General features: G+C 68.8%; 18 protein-coding genes and 2 pseudogenes. 9 read left to right on the top strand and 11 right to left on the bottom strand.

The features are described from left to right. Together HMPREF3115_RS04270 and HMPREF3115_RS31455 are read right to left on the bottom strand one after the other, a co-directional pair. On the bottom strand, positions 1 to 592 hold a 592-nt coding region (locus HMPREF3115_RS04270), incomplete at its 3' end, for an MFS transporter (RefSeq protein WP_141751633.1). Positions 593 to 683: 91 nt separating this feature from the next. Continuing rightward, the gene (locus HMPREF3115_RS31455) at positions 684 to 1,166 is read right to left on the bottom strand and encodes a hypothetical protein (protein WP_176748735.1); all 483 of its coding nucleotides are present in this window, start codon (positions 1,164 to 1,166) and stop codon (positions 684 to 686) included. Between the two features lie 114 nt (positions 1,167 to 1,280). Here HMPREF3115_RS31455 and HMPREF3115_RS04285 point away from each other — a divergent pair, with 114 nt between their 5' ends. The 3 genes from HMPREF3115_RS04285 (at position 1,281) to HMPREF3115_RS04295 (ending at position 4,170) form a co-directional block, all read left to right on the top strand. Further along, positions 1,281 to 2,342, top strand: a complete 1,062-nt coding sequence (locus HMPREF3115_RS04285; protein ID WP_006409386.1) for a 2,3-butanediol dehydrogenase — start codon at positions 1,281 to 1,283, stop codon at positions 2,340 to 2,342. A 196-nt stretch (positions 2,343 to 2,538) separates the two neighbouring features. Next, the gene (locus tag HMPREF3115_RS04290; RefSeq protein WP_053298476.1) at positions 2,539 to 3,195 is read left to right on the top strand and encodes a VC0807 family protein; all 657 of its coding nucleotides are present in this window, start codon (positions 2,539 to 2,541) and stop codon (positions 3,193 to 3,195) included. Between the two features lie 108 nt (positions 3,196 to 3,303). Further along, a complete protein-coding gene (locus tag HMPREF3115_RS04295; protein WP_070553511.1) occupies positions 3,304 to 4,170 on the top strand; it encodes a CPBP family glutamic-type intramembrane protease in 867 nt (288 codons plus the stop codon). Between the two features lie 37 nt (positions 4,171 to 4,207). Here HMPREF3115_RS04295 and HMPREF3115_RS04300 read toward each other — a convergent pair whose 3' ends face one another. The 6 genes from HMPREF3115_RS04300 to HMPREF3115_RS31460 form a co-directional block, all read right to left on the bottom strand. After that, positions 4,208 to 5,188 carry an aldo/keto reductase gene (locus HMPREF3115_RS04300; RefSeq protein WP_012216916.1) on the bottom strand — a complete coding sequence of 327 codons (981 nt, stop codon included), beginning with the start codon at positions 5,186 to 5,188 and terminating at the stop codon, positions 4,208 to 4,210. A gap of 141 nt (positions 5,189 to 5,329) precedes the next feature. After that, positions 5,330 to 6,001: a MarC family protein gene (locus HMPREF3115_RS04305; protein ID WP_006396931.1), complete on the bottom strand. Its 672-nt coding sequence runs from the start codon at positions 5,999 to 6,001 to the stop codon at positions 5,330 to 5,332. A gap of 162 nt (positions 6,002 to 6,163) precedes the next feature. Next, positions 6,164 to 6,964: an enoyl-CoA hydratase-related protein gene (locus tag HMPREF3115_RS04310; RefSeq protein WP_070553493.1), complete on the bottom strand. Its 801-nt coding sequence runs from the start codon at positions 6,962 to 6,964 to the stop codon at positions 6,164 to 6,166. Between the two features lie 50 nt (positions 6,965 to 7,014). After that, positions 7,015 to 8,337: a phenylacetate--CoA ligase PaaK gene (paaK, locus tag HMPREF3115_RS04315; protein ID WP_070553494.1), complete on the bottom strand. Its 1,323-nt coding sequence runs from the start codon at positions 8,335 to 8,337 to the stop codon at positions 7,015 to 7,017. A gap of 49 nt (positions 8,338 to 8,386) precedes the next feature. Then, positions 8,387 to 9,943, bottom strand: a complete 1,557-nt coding sequence (locus HMPREF3115_RS04320) for a 3-hydroxyacyl-CoA dehydrogenase (protein WP_070553495.1) — start codon at positions 9,941 to 9,943, stop codon at positions 8,387 to 8,389. A 160-nt stretch (positions 9,944 to 10,103) separates the two neighbouring features. Beyond that, positions 10,104 to 10,277, bottom strand: a complete 174-nt coding sequence (locus HMPREF3115_RS31460) for a hypothetical protein (protein WP_006403421.1) — start codon at positions 10,275 to 10,277, stop codon at positions 10,104 to 10,106. A 177-nt stretch (positions 10,278 to 10,454) separates the two neighbouring features. Here HMPREF3115_RS31460 and HMPREF3115_RS04325 point away from each other — a divergent pair, with 177 nt between their 5' ends. Then, on the top strand, positions 10,455 to 11,543 hold the full coding sequence (locus tag HMPREF3115_RS04325; RefSeq protein ID WP_070553496.1) for a calcium:cation antiporter: 1,089 nt from the start codon (positions 10,455 to 10,457) through the stop codon (positions 11,541 to 11,543). 121 nt (positions 11,544 to 11,664) lie between these two features. Here HMPREF3115_RS04325 and HMPREF3115_RS04330 read toward each other — a convergent pair whose 3' ends face one another. Further along, positions 11,665 to 12,573: a LysR family transcriptional regulator gene (locus HMPREF3115_RS04330; RefSeq protein WP_070553497.1), complete on the bottom strand. Its 909-nt coding sequence runs from the start codon at positions 12,571 to 12,573 to the stop codon at positions 11,665 to 11,667. A 113-nt stretch (positions 12,574 to 12,686) separates the two neighbouring features. On the opposite strand from HMPREF3115_RS04330, the pseudogene HMPREF3115_RS04335 reads away from it, so the two are divergent. Both HMPREF3115_RS04335 and HMPREF3115_RS30650 read left to right on the top strand, forming a co-directional pair. Next, a pseudogene (locus HMPREF3115_RS04335) lies at positions 12,687 to 12,950 on the top strand (hydroxyacid dehydrogenase); the annotation flags it as partial. Next, positions 12,947 to 13,096 (top strand): annotated as a pseudogene (locus HMPREF3115_RS30650) (MFS transporter); the annotation flags it as partial. The pseudogenes HMPREF3115_RS04335 and HMPREF3115_RS30650, both read left to right, overlap by 4 nt. Before the next feature lie 49 nt (positions 13,097 to 13,145). Here HMPREF3115_RS30650 and HMPREF3115_RS04340 read toward each other — a convergent pair. After that, positions 13,146 to 14,117, bottom strand: coding sequence for a LysR family transcriptional regulator (locus tag HMPREF3115_RS04340; protein WP_006403417.1), 972 nt, complete (start codon positions 14,115 to 14,117; stop codon positions 13,146 to 13,148). Positions 14,118 to 14,487: 370 nt separating this feature from the next. On the opposite strand from HMPREF3115_RS04340, the gene HMPREF3115_RS04345 reads away from it, so the two are divergent. From HMPREF3115_RS04345 to HMPREF3115_RS04355, 3 genes are all read left to right on the top strand, one after another. Next, positions 14,488 to 15,657 (top strand): HPP family protein, encoded by a 1,170-nt coding sequence (locus HMPREF3115_RS04345; RefSeq protein WP_012467947.1) that lies wholly within the window; start codon positions 14,488 to 14,490, stop codon positions 15,655 to 15,657. A 102-nt stretch (positions 15,658 to 15,759) separates the two neighbouring features. Further along, on the top strand, positions 15,760 to 16,173 hold the full coding sequence (locus HMPREF3115_RS04350; protein ID WP_006396919.1) for a MarR family winged helix-turn-helix transcriptional regulator: 414 nt from the start codon (positions 15,760 to 15,762) through the stop codon (positions 16,171 to 16,173). A gap of 20 nt (positions 16,174 to 16,193) precedes the next feature. After that, positions 16,194 to 17,981, top strand: a complete 1,788-nt coding sequence (locus HMPREF3115_RS04355) for a chloride channel protein (RefSeq protein ID WP_070553498.1) — start codon at positions 16,194 to 16,196, stop codon at positions 17,979 to 17,981. A 356-nt stretch (positions 17,982 to 18,337) separates the two neighbouring features. On the opposite strand, the gene HMPREF3115_RS31465 is transcribed toward HMPREF3115_RS04355, so the two are convergent. Beyond that, the gene (locus tag HMPREF3115_RS31465; RefSeq protein ID WP_176748736.1) at positions 18,338 to 18,604 is read right to left on the bottom strand and encodes a hypothetical protein; all 267 of its coding nucleotides are present in this window, start codon (positions 18,602 to 18,604) and stop codon (positions 18,338 to 18,340) included. Between the last annotated feature and the right edge of the window lie 4 nt (positions 18,605 to 18,608).

Genomic DNA, 18,608 nt, shown 5'->3' on the forward strand with positions numbered 1-18,608 from the left:
CCGGCGGGCCGGCGGACGTCGTCATCGGCAGCGCGGCGGCCGCGGCGAACGTCAGCACCGCGGCGGCGACCCAGCCGCTGCGCCAGCCGCCGAGCAGCGGCCCGACGACCATCGAGAGTGCGATGCCGGCCGGCATGAAGGTGCTCCACAGGCCGAACACGACCGCGCGGGACGCGGGCGGCGTCACGCGGTTCAGCACGGCCGGCGCCGCGACGACGACGATCACGAAGCCGACGCCTTCGGCGACGCGCGTGGCGAGCAGCACCGCGAAGCTGTCCGCGACTGCGCCGGCGACGCTGGCGACGCCGAGCGCGACGAGTCCCGTGACCAGCAGCCGCCGATCGCCCCAGCGCCGCACGAGCAGCCCGGCCGCGATTCCGCCGAATACGCCGACGAACGGAAAGACCGACATGATGGCGCTCAGCGACGCGAGCGAGCCGCCGAACTGTTGCTGAAGCGACGGCAGCGCGATCGTCGCCTTGCCGACGTGCAGCGCCGACACGATGCTCGCGAGCACGACGTTGACGACGGCCGCGCGATAGCCGCGCGACGGCGTGGCGGCGACCGACGCCGCGACAGACGATTCGGTCATCTGCGATCTCCGTTGTGAGCGGTCGCGCGCATCGGCGTATCCGTTGCGGGCACGAGCGAACCGGCGCCCATCATACAAATTGAAGTTCACTTCAAGTAAAGGGGTGCAGCGCGCAACGATGCGTTTCGCCGATCGAGGCAATCGGCGTAATGGTGCGGTCGAGCCAATCGGCGTAATCGGCGTAATCACCGCAATCGGCGTAATCGGCGTAATCGGCGTAATCGGCGTAATCGAGCCGATCGACGCAATCGACGAAATCGACGTAATACCGTGTATTGCTGCGATGCAGGCCACGCGTATGCGCGCCGCGCGACGACCGGTGCGCAATCGACCGCGCGGTTCTCGGCCGCGACACACCACAGTCGACGCGCATCCGTCTCGCAAACCGTCTCAATCGGCTGAGACGAACGTCCCAGCGTCTCACCCGCCGCCCGATGCGCACGTGCAGAACCGCGCGTCGGCGCATTCGCACGGCGCCTTGGCCGGCGCGGCTGCGCACGATGGTGCGCCGCCCATCGCCTGCCCCGCGCGGCGCTCGCGCGCCACACGCAGCACGCTGGCCCCGTTCCTGCATGCGGTGCGTCGCGCGATCGCACAGCGCGCCACGGTGCCGCGCATCGCGGCACGACGACAGACAACCCACGGAGACAACAACATGAGTACACCCGCATCGAGTTCCGCCCGCAGCATGAAGGCCGCCGTGTGGCGCGGCCGCCGCGACATCCGCGTCGAAGAGGTTCCCGTGCCCGAGCGACCGCCGGCCGGCTGGGTGAAGATCCGCGTGCACTGGTGCGGGATCTGCGGCTCGGACCTGCACGAATACGTCGCCGGCCCCGTATTCATTCCGGTCGACGCGCCGCACCCGCTGACGGGCCTGAAAGGCCAGTGCATCCTCGGTCACGAGTTCAGCGGCGAGATCGCCGAGCTCGGCGACGGCGTGACGGGCTTCGCGATCGGCGACCGCGTGACTGCCGACGCCTGCCAGCATTGCGGCACCTGCTGGTACTGCACACACGGGCTCTACAACATCTGCGAAAACCTCGCGTTCACCGGACTGATGAACAACGGCGCGTTCGCCGAATACGTCAACGTGCCCGCCGAACTGCTGTACCGGCTGCCCGACGGCTTCCCGACCGAGGCCGGCGCGCTGATCGAGCCGCTCGCGGTCGGGCTGCACGCGGTGAAGAAGGCCGGCAGCATCGTCGGGCAGACCGTCGTCGTGGTCGGCGCGGGCACGATCGGGCTCTGCACGATCATGTGCGCGAAGGCAGCCGGCGCGGGCCGCGTGATCGCGCTCGAGATGTCCGACGCGCGCAAGGCGAAGGCGCTCGAAGTCGGCGCGAGCGTCGTCATCGATCCGAAGACCTCGGACGCGATCGCCGAGGTGAAGGCGCTGACGGGCGGCTACGGCGCCGACGTGTCGTTCGAATGCATCGGCCACACGACGACGGCGAAGCTCGCGATCGACGTGATCCGCAAGGCCGGCAAGTCGGTGATGGTCGGGATCTTCGAGGAGCCGGCGCCGTTCAACTTCTTCGACATCGTGTCGACCGAGAAGGAAGTGATCGGCTCGCTGGCCTACAACGGCGAGTTCGCGGACGTGATCCGCTTCATCGCCGACGGCCGGATCGACGTGCAGCCGCTGATCACCGGCCGCATCGCGCTCGGCGACATCGTCGCGCGCGGCTTCGAGGAACTCGTCCATCACAAGGACCGCAACGTGAAGATCATCGTGCAGCCGGCGACCTAGCGGGCACTGTGCGGCCGGCGCGGTCGGCGCCGCCGCGCGATGCCGGCTGCTTCCTGCCGCGCACGGCCGCACGTGGCATCAGGCGATTCTTCGATATACTGGACCGCACAACTTTCGCGCATGCCCGCCCGGCGGGCGCCTTGGTCCGCCCGGCCTCCGCATGCGCGTCCTGTCCACACACACGCGAGAGTCGCCCGTGAAACCGCGAGCCGGCCTGATCCTCGAATTCGTCGTGAACCTGCTGCTGCCGTGGGTTGCCTACCGCGTCGCGCATCCGTATTTCGGGGAAACCGGCGCGTTGTATGCCTCGGCGGTGCCGCCCGTCGTCTGGTCGATCGTCGAGTTCGTGCGGTCGCGGCGCGTCGATGCCGTGTCGCTCGTCGTGCTGTTCGGCATCGCGCTGTCGATCGTCGGGATGGCGCTCGGCGGCAGCGCGCGGACGCTCTTGATGCGCGAGTCGCTCGCGTCCGGCGCGATCGGCGTGGTGTTCCTGCTCTCGCTGTTCCGTGAACGGCCGCTGATCTTCTATCTCGCCCGCGCGACCGTCGCACGCGAGATGGCCGGCGGCGCGGCGCGCTTCGAGGCCGTCTGGGCCGAACAATCGGGGCTGCGGCAGATGCTTCGGCTGATGACGTTCGTCTGGGGCGTCGGGATGACGCTCGAGATGCTGCTGCGCTGCTGGATGGTCGCGACGTGGCCGGTCGAGCGCGTGCTGGTCGTGTCGCCGATCATCGGCTACTCGGTGTTCGGCGGGCTGCTCGCCTGGACGTTCTGGTACCGGCGGCGGATGCGCGCCCGCAACAGCGTCGACATCCCGACCCGCGAAGGGCTCACGGAAACCGCAGGCCCCTGAAGAGCGGCCGGTTCCCGGCCGGTGCGGCCTCGCAGCGGCGCACGGCCGCCTGGCTGTATCGCTGCGGTATGATGCGCGCCGTCTTGTTTGACGAATCCGACGCGCCGCATGACCGCCCTCTCTTTCCCCTTCGTCGCGACGTGGTTCGCGCTGTTCGCGTCCGCCGCGCTCGCGTGGCATCGTCCGCTGCGCCGCGCGAGCCTCGTGCTGGCCGTGCTCGGCTATGCGGGCGCACTCGCGCTCGGCGAACTCGCGCCGATCGCGCTGCTGCCGCTCGCCCTGCTGGCCGCGATTGCGTGGGGTGTCGCGCCGGGCCGTCCGCCGACGCTGCGCATCGTCGCGCACGTCGCCTTTGTCGCGCTGGCAATCGCATTGAGCCTGCATCTGCTGCCGGGTTTTCATAATCCCCGCGTGATCGGCCCCGTGCGCTTCACGCCCGATGCGGTGCCGTTCACGATGTACCTGAACCTCGACAAGCCGCTCGTCGGACTCTGGCTGATGTGGGTGCTGCCCTGGATCGCGCCCGCCGTGCCGATCTCACGCGCCGTGCGCGTCGGTGCCGCCGCAGCCGTCGCGACGGCCGGCGCCTGTCTCGCGGGCGCACTCGCGTTCGGCCTCGTCGGCTGGGCGCCGAAATGGCCGCCGTCCGGCTGGCTGTGGCTCGCGAACAACGTGCTGCTCGTCACGCTCGCCGAAGAGGCGCTGTTTCGCGGCTATCTGCAAGGCGGGCTCGAACGCGTGCTGCGCCGGTTCTCCTGGGGTGCGCCCGCGGCGCTCGCGATCGCCGCGCTGGCGTTCGGCGCCGCGCACGCGGCCGGCGGCTGGCCGTGGATCGTGCTCGGCACCGTCGCGGGCATCGGCTATGGCATCGCCTGGCGACGCGGCGGGCTGTTCGCCGCCGCGCTCGCGCACATCGGGCTGAATCTCGTGCACTTCGCGCTGTTCACGTATCCGATGCTCGCCGCCGCGCGCTGAAGGCAAGCGGCGCCGCGCGCGATGCGTAACGGCGCCGTCAGTTGAACCCGGCGACCGCGTGCGGCACGTACGGACGTTCGAGCGTCGCGATCTCGTCGTCGGTCAGCTTCAGGTCGAGCGCGGCGAGCGCGTCGTCGAGCTGGGGCAGCTTCGAGATGCCGACGATCGGCGCGGTAACGCCGCGCTTCTGCGCCACCCAGGCGAGCGCGACCTGCGCGCGCGGCACGTTGCGCGCGGCCGCGATCGCGGCAACTGCATCGACGATCGCGCGATCCGCATCGGCCGTCGCATCGTACAGCCGCTGGCCGACCGCATCGCTCTGCTGCCGCTCGGACGATTCGTCCCAGTTGCGCGTCAGGCGCCCGCGCGCGAGCGGGCTCCACGGAATCACCGCGATCCCTTCGGCTTCGCAGAGCGGCAGCATTTCGCGCTCCTCCTCGCGGTACAGCAGGTTCAGGTGATTCTGCATGCTGACGAAGCGCGTCCAGCCGTGCTGCCGTGAGGTGTAGAGCGCCTTCGCGAACTGCCACGCGTACATCGACGACGCGCCGATATAGCGCGCCTTGCCCGCCTTCACGACGTCGTGCAGTGCCTCGAGCGTCTCCTCGATCGGCGTGCTGTCGTCCCAGCGGTGGATCTGGTACAGATCGACGTAGTCGGTGCCGAGCCGCTTCAGGCTCTGGTCGATGTCGGTCATGATCGCCTTGCGCGACAGCCCCGCGCCGTTCGGGCCCGGCCGCATCCGGTAGAACACCTTCGTCGCGATCACGACCTCGTCGCGTTTCGCGAAGTCGCGCAGCGCACGACCGACGATCTCTTCGGACGTGCCGTCCGAGTACATGTTCGCGGTATCGAAGAAGTTGATGCCGGCTTCGATCGCGCGGCGGATGATCGGGCGGCTTTCCGCTTCCGGGAGCGTCCACGGGTGCGTGCCGCGCGACGGTTCGCCGAACGTCATGCAGCCGAGCACCAGCTTCGACACTTCCAGTCCTGTGGATCCGAATTTCACGTATTCCATCGTCTGCCTCGCCAGTCGGGTTGAGCTTGCGGCCGACGCGCGCGGAAACACGACGAAGCGTACGCACGCGCAGCGGCCGAAACGTCGCATGTTATACCGGCCCGCGCGCGCCTGCAGGCGCGCGGATCGGTGCGGCGGACGTCAGCGGATCTGGTCGGCGATCGGCCGCAGGAATTCCGAGAAGCCGGTCAGCATGATCTGCACGCCGACGCACAGCAGCAGGAACGCGGACACGCGCATCGCGACCTTCGTCCCTTCGGTGCCGAGATAGCGCGCGAGCAGCGCGGCACGGCTGTACGTGAGCCAGATCACGACGCCGATCAGTGCCGACACCGCGACCGATACGATGCTCGACAGCATGAATTCGGAGAGCTTGTGCGTGCGGTTCGCGTTCAGCGCGATCGCGGTCGCGATGGAGCCGGGGCCGACGGTCAGCGGCACGGTCAGCGGGAAGAACGCGCGCGTCATGATCGCGTTGGCATCGATCGGCTTGACGGGCGTATCGCCGCCGCCCGGCACGTCCGGTTCGTTCAGCATCTGCCAGCCCGACACCGCGACCGCGAAGCCGCCGCCGATGCGCAGCGCCTCCATCGAGATCCCGAAGAAATGCAGCACCGGCGTGCCGACGAAGAACGCGACCATCAGCACGATGAACGCGTTGAACGCGACCTTCTTCGCGAGCAGATGCCGCTCGTGCTCGGTCAGCGTTTCGGTGCGTTCGAGAAACAGGAAGGCGATGCCGATCGGATTGATGATCCCCATCAGGCCGGTGAAACCGAACAGGATCTCGGAGATAAGGCGGTGAACGATCATCGGCGCGAACAAACGGTCGGGGCTGGGCCGGCGGCGTGCCGGGGGTCACGCATTGTAGAGCAAGCGCCTGGCGCCGCGCGCAAATCGTGCACGCGTTGCGCAACGCGCCGCTCGCGCGCGCATCCCGCAAGCGAGGCAAGAACACAATGCGCGGGCCCGCCTTTATTCCGCAGCCGGCTCCCACGCAGGCGCACGCTTCGCGAAGAACGCAGCGAAGCCCTCCTTCGCTTCGTCGGTCGCGCGCACGCGCGAGATCGTCTGCGCCGTGAACGCCGCACGCGCGTCCGACGGCGGATACTCGCCGATCGCATCGAAGAAGCGCTTGATCTCCATCAGCGCGTTCGGGCCGTTGCGGCCGAGTTCGGCGAGCGTCTTGTCGAGCGCGTCGTCGAGTGCATCGAGCGGGACGGCCTGATGGATCAGCCCGATCGCGACCGCGTCGTGCGCGCTCAGCTGCGTCGCCGTCAACGCGAGCCGGCGCGCCTGACGCTGGCCCACTGCCTCGACCAGATACGGACCGATCACGGCCGGCAGAATCCCGAAGCGCGCCTCGCTGACCGCGAACCGCGCGTGCTCGCTCGCGATCACGATGTCGCAGGCCGCGCAGAGGCCGACGCCGCCGCCGAACGCGTGGCCCTGCACGCGCGCGACGGTCGGCTTCGGACACTGCCGGATCGCGCGCATCATCGCGGCGAACCGCTCCGCGTCGCGCAGGTTCGCGGCAGCGTCGTTCGCGCTCGCACGCTGCATCCACTGCAGGTCGGCGCCGGCGCAGAACGCGCGGCCGTCCGAGCGCAGCACGATCGCACGCACGCCGTCGCGCGCGCCGAGCACGGTAAACGCGTCGGTCAGCTCGGCGATCATCGTCTCGTCGAATGCGTTCAGCACGTCGCCGCGCTGCAATGCGACGGTCGCGATGCCGCGCGCATCGACCGTCACGGCCAGAGTCTTCAATCCATCCATCGAACAGGTTTCCTCGCTAAAAGACAGCAGCGCCCGCCACGGCGCCGCGATTACGCGGCGATCCGCCGGTCGACCACGCGGCGCGCCTTGCCCGTCGCGCTCGCCGGAATGCCGCCCGCGGCCAGCACGGTCACGCCGGCCGACACACCGATCATCGTCTTGATGCGATGCTGCAGCGCGCGTGCGATCTCGGCTCGTTCGCCGTCGGTCGTGCTCGCGGTCGCTTCGGAGCGCAGCTCGACCGCGAGGTCGAGCCGGTCCATGTGCCCGTCGCGCGACAGCGTGATCTGGAATTGGCCGGACAGCTTCGGCTGCGCGACCACGAGTTCCTCGATCTGGCTCGGGAACACGTTCACGCCGCGCACGATCAGCATGTCGTCGGAGCGGCCGGTGATCTTCGCGAGGCGGCGCATCGCGCGCGCGGTCGGCGGCAGCAGCGCGGTGAGATCGCGCGTGCGATAGCGGATCACCGGCATCGCCTCCTTCGTCAGCGACGTGAACACGAGTTCGCCCTCGCTGCCGTCCGGCAGCACCTCGCCCGTCACCGGATCGACGATCTCCGGATAGAAGTGGTCTTCCCAGATCACCGGGCCGTCCTTCGTCTCCACGCATTCGCACGCGACGCCCGGGCCCATCACTTCGGACAGCCCGTAGATGTCGAGCGCATCGATGCCCGCGCGCGTCTCCACTTCTTCGCGCAGCGCCTGCGTCCACGGCTCGGCGCCGAAGATGCCGATCTTCAGCGACGACTGCGCCGGGTCCATTCCCTGCCGCACCATCTCGTCGATCAGGTTCAGCATGTACGACGGCGTGACGAGGATGATCTTCGGCTCGAAGTCGCGGATCAGCTGTACCTGCTTCTCGGTCTGGCCGCCCGACATCGGCACGACCATGCAGCCGAGCCGTTCCGCGCCGTAGTGAATCCCGAGCCCGCCGGTGAAGAGCCCATAGCCGAACGCGTTGTGCAGCGTGTCGCCGGGCCGGCCGCCCGCCGCGCGGATCGACCGTGCGGTGACGTTCGCCCACGTGTCGATGTCGCGCGCCGTGTAGCCGACCACGGTCGGCTTGCCGGTCGTGCCGCTCGACGCGTGCACGCGCACGACCTGCTCGCGCGGCACCGCGAACAGCCCGAACGGATAGTTGTCGCGCAGGTCGTGCTTCGTCGAGAACGGGAACTTCGCGAGATCGGCGAGCGTTTTCAGATCGTCCGGATGCACGCCCGCCGCGTCGAACGTGCGGCGATAGTGCGCGACGTTGTCATACGCATGGCGAAGCGACCATTTGAGGCGCTCGAGCTGCAGCGCCTGCAGTTTGTCGCGGCTGGCGGTCTCGATCGGCTCGAGCGCGGCGGCGGGGTGCGTCGGGTAAGTCATCGGGGTGCTCCTCCAAGGGAATATGTCGTTGTCGTGATCGGGATCGCGGCTACGCGCGCAACGACCGGCCGGCCGCGTGCCGCGCGGCGATGCGCGGCGAGACGCGATAGCGGTCCTCGCCGTAGCTCGCGGCGAGGTTCGACAGCACGCGGTAAACGCGGCCGACGCCGATCGCGTCGGCCCACGCGAGCGGGCCGCACGGGTAGTTGACGCCCTTCTCCATCGCGAGATCGAGATCGGCGGGCGAGCAAACGCCCTGGTTCACGGCGTCGGCCGCCTCGTTCGCGAGCATCGCGACCGTGCGCATCGCGATCATCCCCGGCACGTCGCCGAGGCCGATCACGCGGAAACCGGCCTGCTGGAACAGGCCGACCGCGTCCGCGTACGCGGCGTCGCTGCATTGCAGGGCGCGCGCGAGCGCGACGACGCCGGCCTGCGTGTAATCGCGCGCGAGATCGACGAGCACGAGATCGGTCATGCCGGTTTGCGCGGCGCGCTCGGTCGCGGTGCGGCCGTCCGTCAGCGCGATCGACGCGCGGCCGGCCGTCGCGATCAGCTCGTGCGGATGCGCATCCTGCACGCGCGCGCCCGCGATGCGCTCGGCCAGGCGCGCATGCAGCGCGGCGGCCGGGCCGTCGACGGCGAACAGCACGACGTCGGCCGGCGCGTCGCGCGGCGGTTCGACCTCGGCGACGGGCGGCGCAGCGCCGTCCGCATAGGAATAGAAGCCGCGCCCCGACTTGCGGCCGAGGAAACCCGCGTTCACGAGTTCCTGCTGGATCAGCGACGGTGTGTAGCGCGGATCGTTGAAGTACGCGCGGAACACCGATTCGGTCACCGCGAAGTTCACGTCGTGACCGATCAGGTCCATCAGTTCGAACGGCCCCATCCGGAAGCCGCCGGCGTCGCGCAGCACCGCGTCGATCGACGCGGGCGTGCCGCCCTGTTCGTTCAGCACGCGCAGCGCCTCCGCGTAGTACGGCCGCGCGACGCGATTGACGATGAAACCGGGCGTCGACTTCGCCATCACGGGCTTCTTGCCCCACGCGGCCGCGGTCGCGTAAAGCGCCTGCGCGACCTCGGGCGCGGTCGCGAGCCCGCTGACGACCTCGACGAGCGCCATCAACGGCGCCGGGTTGAAGAAATGCAGGCCGGCGACGCGCTGCGGCGCGCGCAGCCCGGCCGCAATCGACGTGATCGAGATCGACGACGTGTTGGTCGCGAGCAGACACGCATCGTCGACATGACGTTCCAGCGTCGCGAAAATCTCGCGCTTCACGTCGAGCCGCTCCGCAGCCGCCTCGACGATCAGCGCCGCGGGCGCGAAATCGGCGAGCGCGCGCACGGCGCGGATGCGGCCGCCGGCGGCTTCGGCCTCGGCCGGCTCGAGCCGCCCTTTCTCCGCGAGCCGCGCGAACTGCGCACGAATGCCGGCCAGCGCCTTGTCGCAAGCGGCTTCGTTCAGGTCGTACAGCAAGACCGTGTGGCCGGCCGCAGCCGCAACCTGCGCGATACCCGCGCCCATCGCGCCGGCGCCGATCACGCCGACGACGGCCGACAGCGGCAACGCGCCGGGGTTCGTCGAATGTGCAGAAGAAACAGCCATCGCTTGCGATCCGTCATCAAGTGGAAGTGCGAGCGATTATAAACCGACCGGTCGGTAGATTTATGTCAGGGCGAGCCCGAATTTGTCGGGCAACGCAGCATGACGGAAGCTGCGACGACACAAAATCGACATGGCCGGGCACTTTTTTCGAACAGAAAGGTCAATGTAAGCGTTCGAAAACGAGATAACGGTCCCGGAACGCCTGATAAGATTCGACGAATCGCCGGCTTTCGGGGGAAAACCGCGTGTCGAGCCGACATCGGCGCCCGGCGTCGGTCATGCGGGGCCGGAACGGCGCCGCCGCCGAGCCGCCGGCCGCATCGAACCGTTTCATCCAGCGACGGGCTCCGGCCCGCCCGCGCCCGTCGCGGCCTCGCGGCCGCACACCTCGGCGACGCTACCGCGCAGCCATCCTTCAGCTGCATCGTCCTCGTTCGGCGGATTGTCCGGCCGGGCTTCGTCAACCCGTGGCGACGCATCGCGCGTCGCCACTCGAATAAGGAAACCCTCCATGCCGATCTCGTCCAACCAGCTCCCACGCTGGACCCTCTGGGCCCCGCTTGCCGCCTGGCTGGTGCTCGCGCTGTCGCGCGTCGTGCCGGCCGAAGGCCTCGTCATCGCGCTGTTCGCGGCCGCGCTCGCGGGCGCGGTGTTCGCCGCCGTCCATCATGCCGAAGTCGTCGCGCATCGCGTCGGCGAGCCGTTCGGCACGCTTGTGCTCGCGGTCGCCGTGACGGTCATCGAAGTCGCGCTGATCGTGTCCGTGATGCTCGGCGCCGGCCCGGAAAAATCGGGCCTCGCGCGCGACACCGTGTTCGCCGCCGTGATGATCATCTGCAACGGCATCGTCGGGCTGTGTCTGCTCGTCGGCGCCTGGAAGCACGGCGAACAGGACTTTCATGGGCGCGGCGCAAGCAAGGCGCTCGCGGTGCTCGCGTCGCTGTCCGTGTTGTCGCTCGTGATGCCGAACTATCTGAGCGCGGCGCCCGGCCCGATGCTGTCGAAGTCGCAGCTCGCGTTCGCCGGCGTGTCGTCGCTCGTGCTGTACGGCGTCTTCGTGTTCGTGCAGACGGTGCGCCATCGCGACTACTTTCTCGCCGATCACGACAGCGCGAACGAGGCCGTGCATGCGGCGCCGCCGAGCGGCCGCACCGCACTGATCAGCCTCGCGCTGCTGTTCGCGAGCCTCGTCGCGGTCGTGCTGCTCGCGAAGCTGCTGTCGCCGGCCGTCGAGCATGCCGTGATGAAGCTCGGCGCGCCGGAAGCGGCGGTCGGGATCGTGATCGCCGCGCTCGTGCTGCTGCCGGAAGGGCTCGCGGCCGTGACGGCCGCACGCGCGAACCGGCTGCAGACCAGCATGAATCTCGCGCTCGGCTCCGCGCTCGCGAGTATCGGGCTCACGATCCCGACGGTCGCGGCCGTGTTCATCTGGGTCGGCCAGCCGCTGACGCTCGGCATCGGTCCGATGGAAACCGTGCTGCTGGCGCTGACGCTGCTCGTCAGCACGCTGACGCTGAGCCAGGGTCGCACGACCGTGCTGCACGGCGTCGTGCATCTGTCGCTGTTCGCCGCGTATCTGTTTCTGTCGGTCACGCATTGACCTGTCGCCGGGCCTGGCCGCACGTCGATTCAAGCGTGCGGCCGGGCCGGCGCCCCGCCGCTTTCCCCTCGCCTTTTCGCTTTGCGCCTTCCTGCGTCGCACTCGCTCGCCGGCGCGACCCTCACGCGATGCCGCCGTCCGCGCTTTCCGTCAGAAACCGTTCGACCATCGCATTGAATACCGGCAGCGCCGGATTGTCGTTGTCGCTCCGCCACGCGAGATACAGTTCGGCCGCGACGTCGACGTCCGCGAGCGGACGAAACACGACGCCGTCCACGTGCAGCTCGCGCGCGGACGCCGGCACGAGCGCGGCGCCGAGCCCCGCGCGCACGAGGCCGAGGATCGTATGCGTCTGCCCGACGTAATGCAGGTAGTTCGGCAGCCGCCCGGCGCTCGCGAACATCCCGGAAATCATGTCGTGGAAATACTTGCCTTCGTTCGGCGAATACGCGATGAACGGCTGGCGATCGAGATCGTCGGGGCCGATCCGTTCGTGCACGGCGAGCGGCGCGCCTTCTGCGCCCGCGACGAGCATCGGCTCGCGCTGCACGAGCCGATATTCGAGCGGCTGGCGCGCGGCGCGCTGGCGCACGAACCCCGCATCGAGCATCCGCGACGCGAGCGCGTCGATCTGCACCGTCGACACCATCTCGCGCAACTCGACGTCCACGTCCGGCAAGGCGTGCGCGGCATGCGCGAGCAGCATCGGAATCATCCGGTATGCGCTGACCGCCGTGAAGCCGAGCGTGATGCGGCCCGCGCCGCCGTGCGCGACGCGCTGCGCGGCCTGTTCGGCCCGCGCCGAGAATTCGAGGATGTGCCGCGCGTCGCGCAGAAAGCGTTCGCCGGCCGCGGTCAGACTCACCTGCCGGCTGCTGCGCTCGAGCAAGGCGATGCCGAGCGCATGTTCGAGCAGCTGGATCTGCCGGCTCAGCGGCGGCTGCGTCATGAAGAGCCGCTTCGCCGCGCGCCCGAAGTGAAGTTCCTCGGCGACCGCGACGAAGCAGCGAAGCTGGTGCAGTTCGATCATTCAAGCCTTGAATCAATCAATAGGCGTTTGATGTTAGGCCAACATCGATGCGATTCCTATACTCGGTTGCACCCGATGCGCGGCCCGCGCCGCGCACGCCGACCGAGACTCTGATGACCATCGATATCCTGCTTACCCAGCCGCTTCCCGAATCGATCGACGCCGAACCGTCCGCCCGCTACGCGGTGCATCGGCTATATGCGACCGATGAGCCGGACGCATTGGTCGCGCGCGTCGCACCGCGCATCCCGGGCGTCGTGATCGGCGGCGTCGACGGCTTGTCCGCCGCGCTGATGGACCGGCTCGGCGCGCTCGAAATCGTCGAGATCAACGGCATCGGCACCGACGCCGTCGATCTCGAACGCGCCCGCGCACGCCGCTCGTGATCGGCTACTTCGTCGCGCACACCGGCTCGTTTGCCGGCGCCCTGTGGTTCGTCGCCGCGCACGGGCTGATCGGCATCGCCGCGTACGCGTGGCTTGCGGGCCGCTTCGAGCGGATTCGCGTCGCAGCGGACGGGTGATCGCCGCGGTTCAGGATCGCGCGTTCGGGCGATACGCCCGCGCGCCGCATCACGCTCGCTTCAGGCCGCCGCTTTGCGCCTGCTCGGTCGTCAGCCGGTCGAGCTCGCGCAGGTCGTTCTCCAGCGCCGGCGTCAGCGTCGTGCGCAGATGGTCGAGGAATGTGCGGATCTTCGCATCGAGATAGCGGCGCGTCGCATAGACCGCATAGACGCTGACGGTCTGCAACCGGTATTCGGGCAGCACGCGGATCAGCCGCCCTTCGCGGATATCGTCGAGCACCGTATAGAGCGCGACGCAGGCGATCCCGCGCCCGGCGCGCACCGCGACGCAGAGCGCGTCCGGCACGTTGACCTGGAACGGCGCGGGCTGCAGTTCGTACACGGTCTCCTCGCCGTCGGCGCGTTCGAGCCGCCACTCGCTCGCGGGCGACGCCGGTGTGTCGAGACGCAGGCACACGTGATTCGGCAGATCGTCCGGCGTCTGCGGCGTGCCGTGCCGCGCGAGATAGTCGCGCGACGCGACGAGCACGCTGCAGCTCGTGCCGCAGGTCTGCGCGACGTAGCCCGAATCGGGCAACTGCGACGCCGTGACGATCGACACGTCGTACCCTTCCTCGACGAGGTTCGGCATGCGCTGCGCAAGCGTCAGCTCGACCGACACCTCGGGGTTGTCCTCCTGATAGCGGACGATCGACGATACGACATGACTCTGCCCGAGCCCCGTCATCGCATGGATGCGCATTTTCCCGCTCGGCCGCAGCAGCGCATTGCGCGCCTCGGCGTTCGCGTAGTCGATCTCCGCGAGGATCGATTTCGCGCGCTCGAAATAGCGCTCGCCGCTTTCGGTCAGACCGAGATGACGCGTCGTGCGATGCAGAAGACGCGTCTGCACGTGCGCTTCGAGATTCGACACGGCGCGCGACACCTGCGCTGTAGTCGCATCGATCTCTTTCGCGACCGCAGTGAAACTGCCGGCTTCGACAACGCGCACGAACAGGCGCATGTTTTCGAGCATGTCCATTGAATTGGCTTCGGGAGAGTCTGTGGGGAGAAGGCGTCGGCCGCGTGCGCGTCAGCCGGGCGATGCAGCACGGCCGCGAACCGCGCGACATCGCTCACCGTGCCGGGGAGAAGGCGGGAGAGCGGGCATGGCGGACGGGGTTCTGACATAGCGGGGATTCGGTGGCCGGAATTGTACGCCGCCGCAGACAAATTTGCGCAATGACGCACGCGGCGGCTTTCATCGAATGAAAGGTTGCCGCAAGGAACGCGCGTCGCCTGCGCGCAACGCGTTGATGCAGCGCGACAATTTGTATCACGACGCGATATAATTCCGGCCCGGCCCGCGGCATGCCGCCGCGATGCGTCCGATCTTTTCAACCGTTACGTCCATGTCGTCAGGCTCCTCCCCGTCGCGCCGCACGCTGCGCCAATGGCTGCACAGCTTCATTCCCCACCCGATGACGCTCGGCTGGCGCGAGCGCCTGCGTTCGTGCACGGGCGCGCTCGTCGGCATTGCGACGGTCGGCGTCACGATGCGGCTGCTGCCGGGCGTGCCGGGCCTCGTGCCGCTGCTGGTCGCGCCGATGGGCGCCTCGGCCGTGCTGCTGTTCGCGGTGCCCGCGAGTCCGCTCGCGCAGCCGTGGTCGATCATCGGCGGCAATCTCGTCGCCGCGACCGTCGGCGTCGCGTGCGCACAGTGGATCGCGGATCCGATCACGGCCGCCGCGGTCGCGATCGCCTGCGCGATCGGCGGGATGTTCGTGCTGCGCTGCGTGCACCCGCCGTCGGGTGCGGTCGCGCTCACGGCCGTGGTCGGCGGCCCCGCGATCCATGCGCTCGGCTTCGGCTTCGTGCTCGAACCGATTCTGCTGCAATCGGCGATCCTGCTGTCGGCCGCGCTCGTGTACCACGCGCTGACCGGCCACCGCTATCCGCACGGCAGCGCGCGCGGCGACGCGAAGCCGCAGGCGGCGACGCCGGCACGCGGCGGCTTCAGGCGCGAGGATCTCGACGCGGTGCTCAAGCGTCGCAGCGAATGGCTCGACGTCGATCCGGACGATCTCGAAACGCTGCTGCGCGAAACCGAAATGCAGGCCTATGCGCGCACGTTTGGCCAGCTCACGTGCGCGGACCTGATGACGAAGAACGCGATCAGCATCGCGCCGTCGACGTCGATCACCGCGGCGCTCACGCTGCTCGACCGTCATCGCGTGAAGGCGCTGCCCGTCGTCGACGCGGACGGCCGGCTGACCGGCATCGTCACGCGCGCGGACCTCACGCGCCCGCTGCGCCGGCCTGCCGCGCTGTGGCAGCGCCTGTCCGCGCGGCTGCCCGAATCGTTCGGCGGCCAGCCGCCGAGCGTGTCGACCGTGATGACGCGCGACGTCGCGTCGGTGCCGCAGACGCTGCCGCTGACCGCGCTCGTGCCGCTGTTCACGCATTCGGGCCACCACCATATTCCGGTCGTCGACGCGTCGCGCCGGCTCGTCGGCATCATCACGCAGACGGACCTCGTCACGGGCCTGTACCAGCAGACGCAGATACTCGAAGCCGCGTAACGCGCGCGAAAGCCGAACAACGCAAACATCGTTCAAATACGGCCATTTATATCATGTTGTGATATATTGGCGCGCTATTGAAACCGACCTTCCGCCCCTGCGATGACCGATAGCCGACGTGCGCTGACCAAAAGCGACTTCCAGCAACTGTCCGAATTCCGCTACCAGATGCGGCGTTTCGAACGCTTCTCCGAGCGCGCCGCGCAAAGCGAAGGCGTGACGCCGCTGCAATACCTGCTGCTGCTGCACATCAAGGGCTATCCGCACCGCGAATGGGCGACCATCGGCGAACTCGCCGAGCGGCTGCAGGCGCAGCATCACGGCGTCGTCGCGCTCGTCACACGCTGCGAGGCGCTCGGCCTCGTGAAGCGCAAGCCGAGCGAAGCCGATCGCCGGCAGGTCGAGGTGCACCTCGAGCCGGCAGGCGAAACGCTGCTTGCGCGCCTCGCGGCGATGCATCGCGCCGAGCTGAAGTCGCTCAAGGGCGCATTCCAGGTTCCCCAGATCGATTACTGACCTCCGTTTTTCCGACTCCGATGAACGCACCGCACAAACGCGATTTCTCGACCAACGAACGCCTGCCCAGGATCGCGTTGCTAGCCGCCGTGATCGGCCTGCTCAGCACGCTCGCGGCGTTCGTGCTGTTGAGCCTGATCCATCTGTTCACGAACCTGTTCTTCTTCCAGCAGTTCTCGTTCGCTGACCGCTCGCCCGCCGGCAACACGCTCGGCGCGTGGGTCATCGCCGTACCGGTGATCGGCGCGCTCGTCGTCGGCCTGATGGCGCGCTTCGGTTCGGAGAAGATCCGCGGGCACGGCATTCCCGAAGCGATCGAGGCGATCCTGTTCGGCAAGAGCCGCATGTCGCCGAAGGTCGCGGTGCTCAAGCCGCTGTCGTCGGGCATCGTGATCGGCAGCGGCGGCCCGTTCGGCGCCGAAGGCCCGATCATCATGACGGGCGGCGCGCTCGGCTCGCTCATCGCGCAATGCGTGCACGTGACGGCCGCCGAGCGCAAGACGCTGCTCGTCGCCGGTGCGGCCGCCGGCATGACGGCCGTGTTCGGCACGCCGGTCGCCGCGGTGCTGCTCGCCGTCGAGCTGCTGCTGTTCGAATGGCGGCCGCGCAGCTTCCTGCCGGTCGCGCTCGCCTGTGCGGTGGCCGGCTTCGCGCGCGCGCTGTTCTTCGGCGTCGAGCCGCTGTTTCCGCTGACGACGGCCGCGCCCTCACCCGTCGCGCTGCTGTCGTGCATCGTCGCGGGCCTGCTGTCCGGCGTACTCGCGTGCGGGCTGTCGGCGGCGCTGTATCGCGTCGAGGATACGTTCGCGAAGCTGCCCGTGCACTGGATGTGGTGGCCCGCGCTCGGCGCGATCGTGATCGGCGTCGGCGGCTGGCTCGAGCCGCGCGCGCTCGGTGTCGGCTACGACGTGATCGGCGATCTGCTGCATCAGCACATCGCGCTGCAGATTGCACTCGCGTTGCTCGTCGTGAAAGCCGTGATGTGGGTCATCGCGCTCGGCTCGGGCACGTCGGGCGGCGTGCTCGCACCGTTGCTGATGCTCGGCGCGGGCCTCGGCACCGTGCTGTCGCCGGTGCTGCCGGGCGGCGACCCGGCGCTCTGGCCGCTCGTCTGCATGGCGGCGACGCTCGGCGCAACGCTCGGCGCACCGCTGACCGCGATCGTCTTCGCATTCGGACTCACGCACGACGCGAATGCGCTGCTGCCGCTGCTCGCCGCGACGCTTGTCGCGCACGGCTTCGCGACGGTCGTGATGAAGCGCTCGATCATGACCGAGAAGATCGCGCGCCGCGGCTATCACATCTATCGCGAGTACGGCGTCGATCCGCTCGAACGGCACGACGTCGGCGAGGTGATGACGCCCGCCGACTCGCTCGTCGCGATCGACGGCACGGCGACGCTCGAGACGGTGGCCGCGCAGTTCTTCGGCGCGCAGCAAACGCATCGCGCCTATCCGGTCGTGCAGAACGGCCGGCTGCTCGGTGTCGTCGATCGCGCGTTCGTCGACGCGCAGCGCGCGCAACGCACACCCGACACGTCGATCGCGACCGCGCTGGCCGATCGCGCGCCGGCGATCGCGCTCGCGCACGAAACCTGCCGGCTCGTCGCGTCGCGCCTCGCGATGCTCGGGCTCGAGCGGCTGCCGGTCGTCGACGATCCGCAATCGATGCGCCTCACGGGCATCGTGTCGCGCAGCGATCTGATCAAGCCCGCGCTTCAGCATTTCGACGACGAACACAAGCGCGAGCGCTTCCGTCCGATCGTGCCGGCGAACCTGCGCGATCCGGGCGCGCGCAAGGCGGGCTGATGTGCGGCCGCGGGGCCGCGTTGCGTTGCCCCGCGCGGCACCGTCGCGGCGTTTAAAGTTGGTTGACAATTAAGCAGACAAAAGTTTGTCATCATGGCACTCATGCGACGGGGCCATCAGCAGTCTTCCCAGCCATTCCAACCTCGCAGTTCGATAACGACAATCAACGATCCGGCGCGCGGCGCGGCATGGCGGCAACGCATGCCGCGTCGCGATCGCCGCGATCGTCGCGTTGCCCGATCGCAGAGCGCGCAGGGTTCGTCGATGCGTAGCTCGTGAAAGCGGATGCCACAATCGGCCGGCGGCTGCCGGCTTCCGCGCAACGAGAAGTCGGCGGCGCTCACGCCTAAGGTCAATCACAGCCAGGCCGGTGTCGGGCAGCCGAGCGCAGTGCCGAAATTCCTGCGGCCCAAGCGGCGCGCCGCGATTCGGTGTATCGATGCGCTGAAGAAGGGGACGGTCACGTAACGCGCACGCGGTGAGACGGGCCTGCCGGCGGTGGCGCATACCGGGCGCGGCAGGTTCATCACGAGGTTCGCGGGCGGAGACGGTGCGCCGCCCTTCCCGATCGTGGCGTGCCCTTCGGGCCGGTCGATGCGCGCGTCGACGAGCCGATACGGCACGACG

It is taken from the genome of Burkholderia sp. HMSC10F09 (genome assembly GCF_001806955.1).
In the GTDB taxonomy this organism is placed as follows: domain Bacteria; phylum Pseudomonadota; class Gammaproteobacteria; order Burkholderiales; family Burkholderiaceae; genus Burkholderia; species Burkholderia multivorans.